Here is a 12,117-nt window from a genome sequence, read left to right as displayed (position 1 = left end):
AAAATTCCGTGGCTGGGCGTCGTTCCAACGAGGAAAAGACCATGAGACCGTGGAGCCGGAACTCTCTCCTGTCTGCGATGTCCGCGACGGCGCTATTGGTTGCGCTGCCCGCCAGCGCAGAAGAGCTCACCATCGGCATGTCGGCCGACGTGACGTCGATGGACCCGCACTTCTACAATGCGACCCCGAACAAGGAGATCTCGTTTCACGTCTTCGACACGCTGACCTTCCTCGGCGCGGACGGGTCGGTGGAGCCGTGGCTCGCGACCTCGTGGACGCCGGTCGGCGACAACGAGTGGACGGTGAAGCTGCGTGAGGGCGTGACCTTCCACGACGGCTCGACCTTCGGCGCGGAAGACGTCGTCTACAGCCTCAACCGGCTCGACAACGTGCCGGGCGCGGTCGGCGGCTTCTCGAGCCTCATCAGCGCCGTCTCTGAGGTGACCGCGGTCGACGACACCACCGTCAAGATCACCACCTCCGCGCCGAGCCCGAACCTGCCGATCTCCTTCACCGCCATCGCGATGGTGCCCTCCGAGAACGAGGGGAAGGGGCCGGACAGGTACAATGCCGGCGAGGCCATGATCGGCACCGGTCCTTACAAGTTCGTGAGCTTCACCCCAGGTGAATCGATTAAGCTGACCGCGAACACCGATTGGTGGGGCGGCGAGGTGCCGTGGTCCGAGGTCGAGTTCCGCATCCTTTCGAACGTCGCGGCCCGCACCACCTCGCTCCTGTCGGGCGATGTCGACGTGGTCGAGATGCCGGCGGCGACCGACCTCGAGCGGCTGAAGAACGATCCGAAGGTCAACGTCGTCACCGCCCCGGCGCTGCGCCTCGCCTTCATCAACCCGATCCAGGCGATCGATCCGGCCGGCATCCAGGTCACCGGGCCGGACGGCGCGCCGATCGAGCCGACGCCCCTCACCGACATCCGCGTGCGTCAGGCGATGTCGCTCGCCATCAACCGCGAGGGCCTTGCCGACCGCATCATGCAGGGCACCGGCTCGGTGACCGGCCAGATGATGCCCGAGGGGATCTACTCCTTCGTGCCCGGCTACAAGATCCCCGAATACGACCCGGAGAAGGCGCGTGCGCTGATGGCGGAGGCCGGCTTCGGCGACGGCTTCTCGCTGACGCTGATGGCCGCCAACGACCGCGTCCCCTACAATGTCGAGGTCGCGCAGGCGATCGCCCAGCTCTGGAGCCGCATCGGGATCAAGACCACGGTGAACGGCGTTCCGACCAGCGTCTATTCGCGTGAGGCCGGCGGCCAGCTCATCCCGGTCTATCTCGGCAGCTGGGGCAACTCGTCCATGGAGGTCGGCACCAGCCTCACCGGGCTCCTGCGCACCTCCGACCCGGAGCATTCGCTCGGCACCTACAACTGGGGCAAGTACTCGAACCCCGCCTTCGACGCCAAGCTCGACGAAGCCATCGCGACGATGGACGGCGCTGCGCGCGAGAAGCTCCTCCAGGAAGCGACGGTCATGGCGCTGGACGACTACGCCATCCTGCCGCTCTATCACCTGACGAACCTGTGGGCGATGCGCTCGGACCTCACCTATCCGCCGCGCCCGGACGCGATGACGTTCGCCTGGCTGGTGAAGCCCGCGGCGAAGTAGAGCCCTCGCACGGGCCGAGGCCCGGCCCGGCGCGAGCGGCAGCGTTGAGGGGGACGGCGGGCACCCGCACCGGCGTCCCCCGCGGCGAGCGGGGTGTCGATGCCTGACGCAATGAAAGGACACTCACTATGACCGTGTGGATCGCGCGCCGCATCGTGCAGGCCGTCGCCATCCTGTTCGCGATGACGGTGATCATCTTCCTCGCCGTCAACGTGATCGGCGACCCGGTCGCCACCCTGGTCAGCCAGGAGGCGAACCAGGAAGAGCGCCTCCGCGTCATGCGCGATTTCGGCCTCGATCGGTCGCTGCCGATCCAATATTTCAACTTCCTCGGCGGGCTCCTGAACGGCGATTTCGGGCGGAGCTTCGTCTACGGCGAGAACGCCATCAGCGTGATCCTGAAGCGGATGCCGGCGACGCTGGAGCTCGCCTTCTGCACCATGATCGTGTCTATCCTGATCGGCGTGCCGCTCGGCCTCTATGCCGGCCTTCGCCCGCAGAGCCTCGGCGCGCGGGCGCTGATGAGCGGGAGCATCCTCGGCTTCTCCCTCCCCTCCTTCTGGGTCGGGCTCCTCCTCATCATGGTCTTCTCGGTGGAGCTCGGCTGGTTCCCCGCGACCGGGCGCGGCGACACGGTGGAGGTCTTCGGCATCGAGTGGTCGTTCCTCACCGCGGACGGGCTCGCCCATCTCGCTCTGCCGGTCGCGACGCTCAGCATCTACATGACGACGTTCATCATGCGCCTCACGCGCGCGGGCGTCGAAGAGGTTCTGCCGCTCGAATATGTCCAGTTCGCCCGCTCGAAGGGGCTGCGCGAGCGGCGGATCATCTTCGTCCACGTCCTGCGCAACATCATGATCACGCTCGTCACGGTGATCGGGCTCGAATTCGCGACCCTCATCGCTTTCACCGTGGTCACGGAGACGATCTTCTCCTGGCCCGGCATGGGACGCCTGATCATCGAAAGCATCGACAAGCTCGATCGGCCCGTGATCGTCGCCTACCTCATGATCGTCGTCGTCATGTTCGTCACGGTCAACCTGATCGTGGACCTCCTTTACACGGTGCTGGACCCGCGGATCCGCATCAACAGCCAAGGATGACCCGGCGATGAGCATGACCGTCGATCCGGTGCGCACGGTACGCAGGCCCGCCTCCAGCCGGAGGCTCTCCCGCTTCGCCCGCCAATTCTTCGCCAAGACCTCCGCGCGCATCTCCGTCGCGTGCCTCACCCTCCTCGTCCTCGTCACCCTCGCCGGGCCCTGGATCACGCCGCAGAACCCCTACGACCTCACCTCCATCGACTTCCTCGACGGACGGCTGCCGCCGGGCTCGGAGTCGGCGACCGGCATGATCTACCATCTCGGCACCGACAATCAGGGCCGCGACATGCTCTCGGCCATCATCTACGGGCTGAAGATCTCGCTCGGCGTCGGGGTGCTCTCCGCGCTCGCGGCAGCCGCGATCGGCGGCTCGATCGGCCTCTTCGTCGCCTACAAAGGCGGGCGGATCGAGGGTCTCGTGATGCGCCTCGTCGACCTCCAGCTCTCGTTCCCGACGATCCTGGTCGCGCTGATGATCCTCGCCTTCCTCGGCGAGGGGATCTTCAATGTCGTGCTCGCGATCATCCTCGTCGAATGGGCGACCTACGCGCGCATGGCGCGGGGGGCGACGCTCGTGGAGAAGAAGAAGGAATATGTGGAGGCGGCCGAGTGCCTCGCGGTGCCGACCCGGCGCATCATCTTCCGCCACATGCTGCCGAACGTCGTGCCGGCGCTCATCGTCATCGCGACGCTGCAGGTGGCGCGGGCGATCAGCCTTGAGGCGACGCTCTCCTTCCTCGGCCTCGGCGTGCCGGTGACGGAGCCGAGCCTCGGCCTCCTCATCGCCAACGGCTACCAGTACATGCTGTCCGGCCAGTACTGGATCTCGTTCTATCCGGGCGTCGCGCTCGTCCTCACCGTCGTCCTCATCAACCTCGTCGGCGATCGCCTGCGCGAGGTGCTGAACCCCAAGGGCGCCAAGTGAACGGCGCCCCGCTCCTCAGGATCGACCGGCTGAGGACGAGCTTCGAGACCGCGCACGGGCGGCTCGTCGCCGTCAACGACGTCTCGGTCGACGTCCATCGCGGACAGACGCTGGGCCTCGTCGGCGAGAGCGGGTCCGGCAAATCGATGCTCGGCTTCTCGATCATGAACCAGCTCCCTTTTCCCGGCCGGATCGAGGCGGGCTCGATCCATCTCGCGGGCACCGAGCTGACGACGCTGACCCAGGCGCAGATGCGCGACATCCGGGGCCGGCGGATCGCGATGATCTACCAGGACCCGATGATGACGCTGAACCCGGTCCTGCGCATCGAGACGCAGATGACCGAGGCGATCCACGCCCACGCCAAGACCGGCCGGGCCGAGGCGAGGGCGCGCGCCCGCGACATGCTCGGCCTCGTCGGCATCCCCTCGCCGGACGAGCGACTGAGGGCCTATCCGCACGAATTCTCAGGCGGAATGCGCCAGCGCGTCGCGATCGCCATCGCCCTCCTCAACAGCCCCGAGCTGATCATCGCGGACGAGCCGACCACCGCGCTCGACGTCACGATCCAGACCCAGATCATCGGGCAGATCCAGAAGCTGATGCGCGAGCGCCATATCGCCATGATCTGGATCAGCCACGACCTCTCCGTGGTCTCGCGCCTCGCCGACCGGATCGCGATCATGTACGCCGGCCGCATAGTGGAGACGGGCGCGGTGCGCGACGTCGTCCACAACCCGCGCCACCCCTACACGCGCGGGCTGATCGACTCGGTGCCGAGCCAGAATGCCCGCGGCGCGCGCCTCCATCAGATCCCCGGCACGCCGCCCAACATGCTCGCCCTTCCCGAAGGCTGCGCCTTCTCCCCGCGCTGCGCGCGCCGGGACGAGGCGTGCGCGGCCGACCCGGGCGCGACCATCGAGGGCGATCGCGCCTTCCGCTGCCACCATCCGATCGCCGCCAAGGCCGCGCTGGAGGTCGCCCCATGAGCGCCGGCCGTCCCGCCCACGCCCTCGCCCCGGCGCCGGACAAGGCCGCGCCGCCGATCGCGGAGGCGCAGGGCGTCACCCGCATCTTCGGCGTGAAGCCCGACATCACCGCCCGCGTGATGCATCGCGTCGGCCTCGCGCGGCCGGAGCCGACTGTGCAGGCGGTCAACGACGTGTCGCTGTCGATCCGGCGGGGCGAGGTCGTCGGCCTCGTCGGGGAATCGGGCTGCGGCAAGTCCACCCTCGGCCGCGTCGTCTCCGGCCTCCTGCCGCCGACGCGCGGACGGATGATGTGGAACGGGCGCGACAGCCAGGCGCTGCGCGGGGCGGAGCGGCTGAAGGCCAAGCTCGCCGTGCAGATGATCTTCCAGAACCCGATGGCCTCCCTCAACCCGCGCATCACCGTGCGCGACATCATCGCCGAGGCGCCGCGCCTCCACGGGCTTATCGAGGGATCGGTCGACGACTATGTCGACGCGCAGATGCTGCGCGTCGGCCTCGACCCGGCGATGAAGGACCGCCTGCCGCACGAATTCTCCGGCGGCCAGCGCCAGCGCGTCGGCATCGCCCGCGCGCTCGCGGTCGGGCCGGACCTCCTCGTCTGCGACGAGGCGATCGCCGCGCTCGACGTCTCCATCCAGGCGCAGGTCATCAACCTCTTCGTGGACCTCCACGAGGCGCTCGGCCTCACCTACCTCTTCATCAGCCACGATCTCGGCGTCGTGCGGCACATCTCGGATCGCGTGGTGATCATGTATCTCGGCCGCGTGGTGGAGGATGCCGCGACCGAGGAGATCTTCTCGCGCGCCAACCACCCCTACACGCAGAGCCTCCTGCGCGAGGTGCCTGTGATCGACACCGAGCGGCGCGAGTTCGAGACCATCGCCGGCGAATTGCCGAGCCCGCTCGCCCCGCCGCCCGGCTGCCACTTCCACCCGCGCTGCCCGTTCGCGACCGAGCGGTGCCGGACCGAGGTGCCGGTCCTCAAGGAGATCGCGCCGGGCCACCGCAGCGCCTGCCATCTGAACGACGGGATGGGCGCGTGAACGTGCACACCACCGGGTTCACCGAGCCGCCGCCGGCCGAGGCCGCCTTCATCGACCACATCGCGACCCTGCGCTTCGATGCGATCCCGCCGGGCGTCGTCGCCGAGGCGCGCCGCCTCCTCCTCGACCAGGCCGCCTGCATCGTCGCTGCACGCGCCACCGAGGCTGGGCCCGTCATCGCCGCCGCGGCCGCCCTCTTCGGCGACGGACCGGCCGCGCGCGCCTACCTCTATGCCCGCCTCGGCGATGTCATGGACTATGATGATGGCTGCATCGGCGCCCATTTCGGCTGCGGCGCCGTCGCGGCCGCCCTCGCGCTCGCGCCATCGGTGAACGCGAGCGGCGAGGACCTTCTGGCCGCGATCGTCGCCGGGTTCGAGGCCGGCGCGCGCATCGCCCTCGCAAGCGGCCCCTACATGCACCTCGTCGACGGGGAGGAGATGTTCGACCCGGTGTGGGGCATCACCGCGCCGGTGGTGTTCGCGGCGGCGGGCGCCGCGGCGAACCTCCTGCGCCTCCCCGAACGGGTCGCCGCCGAGGGGTTCGCCCTCGCCGCCGGGTCGACACCCGTGCCCGTCGGCGCCAAATGGTCGGACGCCATCGACCTGCCCCACACCAAGTATGGCGACACCGGCTGGGCCGCGCTCGCGGGCGTCTCCGGCGTGCTGATGGCCGCCTCGGGGTCGACCGGCCTCACCGCCATCCTCGACCGCGACCGCGGCCTCTTCACGATGCTCGGCCGGCCCGAGGGCGACCCCGCGCGGCTCGGCGAGGGGCTCGGCACTGAGTGGTTCCTGCCGCGCGTCCTCTACAAGGCGTGGCCGTGCTGCGGGATGCTGTTCGGGGCGATCAACGCCCTCGGCGCGATCCGCGCCGACCACCCCATCTCCGCCGCCGACGTGGTGTCCATCGACGCCCGCCTCCCCGCCAACACGCGGCTGCCGCGCTTTGCGAACCCCGCGCCGCGCACCTTCGTCGCGCGCCAGTTCAGCCTGCCGCACATCCTGTCGGTCGTCCTCCTCGACGTGCCGCCCGGCCCGGCCTGGCTCGCCCCCGAATGGGCGGCCGACCCCGCCGCCCGGCGCCTGCGCCACACGGTCACGCTGTCGCCGCTCACGGCCGAGGACCGCGCGCGAGGGTCCGTCGCCGCCCTCACCCTTCGCACCGCCGACGGCGCCGTCCACCACGCCGCCGCCGCCCGGCCCACCGAGCGCCGCGCCCCGTCGGACGATGCCGGCATCGCGGCCAAGGTGCGCGCCCAGATCGCCACCCCCGACGCCGACGCGCTCCTCGCCGCCGTCGCGGCGCTCGGCAGCGAACCTGCCGGCGCGCTCTGCCACCTCTTCGAAACCGCCCGAGCCCGATGACCGCCATGGATCGACCCGCCGAGACGGGGCCGCACGACCTCGCCCCGCTCGCCCGCCGCCTCGCCGAGATCTGCGACGCGCAGCCCTTCGAGACCAGCTTCGAGATGCTGGAGAACGCCACCGGCGCCCGCATCGGGCGTGAGGCGACTCGGCCGACCCCGTCGGCAAGCACGCGCAAGATCCTCTTCATGGCCGCCGCCCTCGCCGCCGTGAAGGAGGGCCGGCTCGACCTCATGCAGCCCATGACGATGACGGCCGAGCACCAGGGGGGCCCCGTCTCCGGCCTCTGCGCCTTCCTCACGCCGGGCCTCACGATGCCGCTGCGTGATGCGATCGTCCTCATGATCGTCATCAGCGACAATGTGGGCACGAGCCTCGTCGGCGAGGCGACCGGGCTCGACGCGATCAACGCCTACGCACGCCGGATCGGCATGGAGGGGACCACGATCCGCGGCATCGTCCAGCCGCGCGACATGCCCGAATGGTCCGACTTCGACTTCGTGGCCGAGACCACCGCCGCCGACCAGGTCCACCTCCTCGCCGCGCTTCTCGACGGCTGCGACAGCGAGGCGGCGGCCGCGCGCATCGGCCTCGACCCGGCGCTCTGCCGCCTCGCGATCGACATCCTCGGCTGGCAGCGGCTGCGCGAGCGGATCCCCGGCCTCCTCCCCACCGGCACACGCGTCGCCAACAAGACCGGGACCGGCACCTACGGCGTGATGGACGCCGGCATCGTCTTCGACGGCGGCCGGCCGCTCTACACCCTCGCCGTCTTCACCCGCGCCATCCCCTGGGAGAGGCCGGACGGCCTGCCGGGGCACGCGATGGCGAACCGGGCGGTCGCCGAACTCTCACGCGCCTGCTGGGACCATCTGCGCGACGGGGACGGCCGCGATGTCCGCTGACCCGTTCCTCCCGTCCTTGCTTGCCGAACTCGCCCGTCTCGGCGAAGGCGCGGCCGGCGACCTCGCCGTCGCCGCCCTCCACTTCGCCTCGGGCCGCCGCGTCCTGATGAACGAGGCGGGGCATTTTCCGCCCGGCAGCGCGATCAAGCTCCCGATCGCGCTCCGCGTGCTCGAGCGCGTCGACCGGGGCGAGATCACCCTCGACACGCTGGTGGAGGTGAGGCCCGCGGAGATGAACCCGATGGGGCCGGGCGGGCTCGGCGAGCTTTTTCGCGCGCCCGGTATCGCGCTCTCCGTGCGCAATCACCTCGAAGGCATGATCACCCGCAGCTGCAACACCTCGACCGACGTCCTCATCCGCGTCGCGGGCGGGATGGCGGGGGTCGCCGACTGGGTCGCGCGCGCGGGCATCGGCGATTTCGCCTGCACCCTCACGATGCGCGAGGCGCTGTGCATCATGCACGACATCCCGCCGCCCGAGCCGACCGTCTCGATGGTCGACTATCTCGCCCAGATGCCGGACGAGGTGATCGACGCGCGCAATCGGACCGACGCCCGCTTCCGCCACGACGAGCGGGACCTGTGCGAGCCCCGCGCGATGCTGGAGCTTCTGCGCCGCCTCCACGCGCGCGACGGCGTGAGCCCGGCCGCCGCATCCGTCCTCACCGACACCATGACGCGCACGGTCGGCACGCGCGACCGGATCGGCGCGCGCCTCCCCGAGGGCGTCGCGACCGCCACGAAGACCGGCAGCGGTGCGGGGACGGCGGTGGATGTCGGCTTCGTGGAACTCCCCGCCGGACGCGGCACGCTGGCGCTCGCCATCTTCGTGATGGGCTCGCGGCGGGACATGGCGACGCGCAACCGGGCGATCGCGGATGTCGCACGCCTGGTGGTCGACTATTTCATCATCACCGAGGCCCCCCGCCCATGAGCGCGCCCCAGCCCGTCCTCCCCGACGACGCGGCGGAAGACGGCCCAGACCCGCGCCTCTTCGTCTCCACGGTCGACCGCGTCATGCGCGTGCTGGAGGCGTTCGGCGGGAGCCGCGAGCGGCTGACGATCGCCGACATCGCGAAGCGCACCGGGCTCGGACGCAGCGCGGCGCAGCGGCTCGTCTACACGCTCGACCATCTCGGCTATCTCGACCGGGACGCCACCGGCCGCCTCTATGGCGTCTCCACCAGGCTCGCCCATCTGTCGGGCGAGCTCTTCGGCCGCGACAGCCTGCCGGACCGCGTGGCGCCCGCGCTCGAATGCCTCAACGCCGCGACGGGGGAGACCGTCACCTGGGTCGAGCGCCGCGACGACGAGATCATCGTCCTCAAGGTGCTGCCGAGCCGCCACTTCACCCACGTCGCCCTCAGCGTCGGCCAGCGCTTCCCGATGCTGCCGTCCTCCTCCGGCCAGGCGATCCTCGCGCACCTGCCGATGGAGACGGCGACGGCGCTCCACGCCCGCGCCGATGCGCGCATCCTCGCGCGGCTGAGCTGGCGCACGCGTGATGAGATGGTCGCCCATTTCGCGGGGATCCGCGCGGCCGGCTACGCGCAGACCGAGAAGAGCGAGGACATTTTCAGCGTGTCGCTGTCCGCCCCGATCCTCGGGCCCGGCGGGGTGCCGCTTGGGGCGGTCAACGTGTCGGCGCTGCGGGCGCGCTATCCGGATCCTGGCGCGGAGGACCTCGCGCGGCAGCTCCTGGAGGCGACGGCGCTCATCCGCTGCTGAGCCGCACGCCCCCGGTCAGCCGAGCGCGAAGCTGCTCGCCGTCTCGCCGAGCGCGGTGAGGCGCGGCAGGACCTCGCTGCGGATCTTCTCCACGGGCGTCCGTTCCCTCAGAACCGAGACGTTGATCCCGGCGGTGACGCGCCCCCGAAGATCGAGCACCGGCACGGAGACGGAGAGCGAGCTGACATCGACCTCCTTCTCCGTCAGCGAATAGCCGGCCTCCCGCCGCGCGAGGACGTGCGCGTAGTAGGTGTCGAAATCCATCCCGCCGAGCCGGGCACGGGTCTTCGGCGCCGCCGCGTCGAACATCCGCCGCACCCTCTCGCGCGGCAGGTCCGCCAGGAAGAGATGGCCGGTGGAGGCGGTCAGCGCCGGAAAGCGGGAGCCGACGGGGAGCGTGATCGCGGTCCTGTTCGGGCTCGGCACGCCGTGGATCACCACCACCTCGTCCCCGTCGAGCTCGACCCAGCTCACCGTCTCCCCGGTGAACTCGGCGAGCTGCGCGAGCAGCGGGAGCGAGCGGGACAGGGCGACGTTGGTCGCGACGATGCACTGGACGAAGCGGAAGGCGCGATTGGACAGCATGTATTCGCGCGTCTGCGGCGTGCGGGTGAGGTAGCCGATCTTCTCGAGCGTATAGACGAAGCGCTGCGCCGCGCTGCGGCCGAGCCCGGTGCGGCTCGCGACCTCGGCGATCGACATGGTGCGATGGTCGCGGTCGAACGCCTCCAGCACGCGCATGGCCTTCTGCACCGACCCGACGAAGAGGCGCGGATCGATGGCCGAATCGTCCTGCTCCGGCTCACTGCGGACGTTGCCGCCCAGCGTCGTCTGGTCCACGTGCCCACCTTTCGCGCGGCGCGGCCATCCGCGACGGCCCGCCAGAGCTCAGGCGAAGTGGGCCTGCAACATCTCCTGGAGCTCGCGCTTCTTGACCTTGCCGAGAGCGTTGCGCGGAAGTCGCTCCACGATCTCCCAATGCTTGGGCACCTTATACCCAGCGAGCGAAGCGCGGAGCAAGTTGCGCGCCGCCTCCGCCGAGAAGCCCGCGCCGTGCCCGTCGAGCTCGATCACCGCGACGACGGCCTCGCCATAATCGGCATGGGGCACGCCGATGACGGCGCTTTCGAGGACGCCGGGCATCGCGTTGATCGCGAGCTCGACCTCCTTCGGATAGACGTTGAGCCCCCCGGTGATGATGAGCTCGAACCCGCGCCCGAGGACGGTCAGCCGCCCCCGCTCGTCGAGGTGCCCGAAGTCGCCGGTGATCAGCCAGCCGTCCTCGGTGAACGCCTCGGCCGTCTTCTCGGGGTGGTTCAGATAGCCGATGAACGGGGCGGGCTGGCGCACCTCGATCCCGCCCACGGCCGTCGCCGGCAGCGTCCGCCCCTCGCCGTCGCGGATGCGGATCTGGCTGTCGGGCAGCGCGTAGCCGCTGTTGCCGGGCGCGCGCGCCTCGTCGACCCGGTTCGAGCTGATGAGCAGCGCCTCGGTCATCCCGTATCGGTCGAGCAGCTCATGCCCCGTCCGCTCGCGGAAGGCGTTGAAGAGATCCTCGCGCATCGGCGCGGAGCCGGTGATGAAGAGGCGCATCGACCGGCAGGCCGCCCGGTCGAACCGCGCCTCGCGCAGGAGCCGGTGATAGACGGTCGGCACGCTCGCCATCATCGTGACGCGCGGCAGGTTCGCGAGGATGGTGTCGATCGCGGAGTCGGCCACGAGTCGGATGGCCCCGCCCGCCGCCAGGACCGGCAGCATCGTCGCGAAGATGCCGTAGGCCATGAGGTTGAGGTGGAGGAGCACGTCGCCGGGGCCGATCTTCCACGTCGTGCTGATCGCGGTGACGTTCCAGACGACCTGCTCCACCCCGATGATCGCCCCCTTGGGCCGCCCCGTCGTGCCCGAGGTGTAGACGATCGCATTCCAGGCATCGGCCGGAAGGTCGACGCTGTCGCGGACGGGCTCGGCCCCGTCGAACGCCGCGCGGAAGGTGCCCTCGGCCTTCGCATCGAGCGTGAGCACCGGCGCGATACCGCCCACCGCCTCAGCGAAGGCGGGATCGCAGACGATGAGGGACGGCGCGGCATCGCTCAGGATGAGGTCGATCTCCGCGCGCGAAAGGCCCACATGCACCGGCAGCGCAACCGCCCCGATCCGCGAGATCGCGAGATAGAGCATCAGCGCCTCGGCCGATTTCTCCACCAGGAGCGCGACGACGTCGCCGACCCCGACCCCGGCCGCACGCAATGTCCCGCCCTGCCGCGCCGTGATCTCGTGCATCGCGGCGTAGGTGATGTCCGGTGCGTCGTCGCGCAGGATGAACGGGCGCTGCCGATCCTCCACCGCTCCGGCCAGGGCGTCGAACACGTTCGGCATGTCGGTTGGTCTCGCTTGCAACGGAACTGGCGGCCCGATGGCTGGGCCGCGTC

Annotated in this window: 11 protein-coding genes; 9 read left to right on the top strand and 2 right to left on the bottom strand. The window is 70.3% G+C overall.

What is annotated here, in order from left to right:
* Window positions 1-41: 41 nt before the first annotated feature.
* From DBV35_RS07755 to DBV35_RS07715, 9 genes are all read left to right on the top strand, one after another.
* Window positions 42-1,625 carry an ABC transporter substrate-binding protein gene (locus DBV35_RS07755; RefSeq protein WP_108659596.1) on the top strand — a complete coding sequence of 528 codons (1,584 nt, stop codon included), beginning with the start codon at window positions 42-44 and terminating at the stop codon, window positions 1,623-1,625.
* 128 nt (window positions 1,626-1,753) lie between these two features.
* Window positions 1,754-2,728 (top strand): ABC transporter permease, encoded by a 975-nt coding sequence (locus tag DBV35_RS07750; RefSeq protein WP_108659595.1) that lies wholly within the window; start codon window positions 1,754-1,756, stop codon window positions 2,726-2,728.
* Between the two features lie 7 nt (window positions 2,729-2,735).
* Window positions 2,736-3,653, top strand: a complete 918-nt coding sequence (locus DBV35_RS07745; RefSeq protein WP_425428448.1) for an ABC transporter permease — start codon at window positions 2,736-2,738, stop codon at window positions 3,651-3,653.
* The gene (locus DBV35_RS07740) at window positions 3,650-4,642 is read left to right on the top strand and encodes an ABC transporter ATP-binding protein (RefSeq protein WP_108659594.1); all 993 of its coding nucleotides are present in this window, start codon (window positions 3,650-3,652) and stop codon (window positions 4,640-4,642) included. Before DBV35_RS07745 ends, DBV35_RS07740 begins: the two co-directional genes overlap by 4 nt.
* On the top strand, window positions 4,639-5,688 hold the full coding sequence (locus tag DBV35_RS07735) for an ABC transporter ATP-binding protein (RefSeq protein WP_108659593.1): 1,050 nt from the start codon (window positions 4,639-4,641) through the stop codon (window positions 5,686-5,688). The genes DBV35_RS07740 and DBV35_RS07735 overlap by 4 nt, the downstream gene beginning before the upstream one ends.
* A complete protein-coding gene (locus tag DBV35_RS07730; RefSeq protein ID WP_157961627.1) occupies window positions 5,685-7,055 on the top strand; it encodes an MmgE/PrpD family protein in 1,371 nt (456 codons plus the stop codon). The genes DBV35_RS07735 and DBV35_RS07730 overlap by 4 nt, the downstream gene beginning before the upstream one ends.
* A 5-nt stretch (window positions 7,056-7,060) precedes the next feature.
* Window positions 7,061-7,960 carry a serine hydrolase gene (locus DBV35_RS07725; RefSeq protein ID WP_157961626.1) on the top strand — a complete coding sequence of 300 codons (900 nt, stop codon included), beginning with the start codon at window positions 7,061-7,063 and terminating at the stop codon, window positions 7,958-7,960.
* Complete coding sequence (locus tag DBV35_RS07720) at window positions 7,950-8,894, top strand: serine hydrolase (protein ID WP_108659591.1); 945 nt, start codon at window positions 7,950-7,952, stop codon at window positions 8,892-8,894. Before DBV35_RS07725 ends, DBV35_RS07720 begins: the two co-directional genes overlap by 11 nt.
* The gene (locus DBV35_RS07715) at window positions 8,891-9,688 is read left to right on the top strand and encodes an IclR family transcriptional regulator (RefSeq protein WP_108659590.1); all 798 of its coding nucleotides are present in this window, start codon (window positions 8,891-8,893) and stop codon (window positions 9,686-9,688) included. The genes DBV35_RS07720 and DBV35_RS07715 overlap by 4 nt, the downstream gene beginning before the upstream one ends.
* A gap of 15 nt (window positions 9,689-9,703) precedes the next feature.
* On the opposite strand, the gene DBV35_RS07710 is transcribed toward DBV35_RS07715, so the two are convergent.
* Both DBV35_RS07710 and DBV35_RS07705 read right to left on the bottom strand, forming a co-directional pair.
* A complete protein-coding gene (locus DBV35_RS07710) occupies window positions 9,704-10,528 on the bottom strand; it encodes an IclR family transcriptional regulator (protein ID WP_108659589.1) in 825 nt (274 codons plus the stop codon).
* Window positions 10,529-10,576: 48 nt separating this feature from the next.
* The gene (locus DBV35_RS07705) at window positions 10,577-12,064 is read right to left on the bottom strand and encodes an AMP-binding protein (RefSeq protein WP_108659588.1); all 1,488 of its coding nucleotides are present in this window, start codon (window positions 12,062-12,064) and stop codon (window positions 10,577-10,579) included.
* Window positions 12,065-12,117 lie beyond the last annotated feature (53 nt).

This window comes from Acuticoccus kandeliae (assembly GCF_003073115.1).
Note: the sequence above shows the minus strand (reverse complement) of the source record. Positions and strands in the feature narration are given on the sequence as shown.

Coding starts and splice junctions, on each gene's coding strand:
- DBV35_RS07755 (WP_108659596.1), top strand. CDS start 42: ATGAGACCGTGGAGCCGGAACTCTCTCCTGTCTGCGATGTCCGCGACG.
- DBV35_RS07750 (WP_108659595.1), top strand. CDS start 1,754: ATGACCGTGTGGATCGCGCGCCGCATCGTGCAGGCCGTCGCCATCCTG.
- DBV35_RS07745 (WP_425428448.1), top strand. CDS start 2,736: ATGAGCATGACCGTCGATCCGGTGCGCACGGTACGCAGGCCCGCCTCC.
- DBV35_RS07735 (WP_108659593.1), top strand. CDS start 4,639: ATGAGCGCCGGCCGTCCCGCCCACGCCCTCGCCCCGGCGCCGGACAAG.
- DBV35_RS07725 (WP_157961626.1), top strand. CDS start 7,061: ATGGATCGACCCGCCGAGACGGGGCCGCACGACCTCGCCCCGCTCGCC.
- DBV35_RS07720 (WP_108659591.1), top strand. CDS start 7,950: ATGTCCGCTGACCCGTTCCTCCCGTCCTTGCTTGCCGAACTCGCCCGT.
- DBV35_RS07715 (WP_108659590.1), top strand. CDS start 8,891: ATGAGCGCGCCCCAGCCCGTCCTCCCCGACGACGCGGCGGAAGACGGC.
- DBV35_RS07705 (WP_108659588.1), bottom strand. CDS start 12,064: ATGCCGAACGTGTTCGACGCCCTGGCCGGAGCGGTGGAGGATCGGCAG.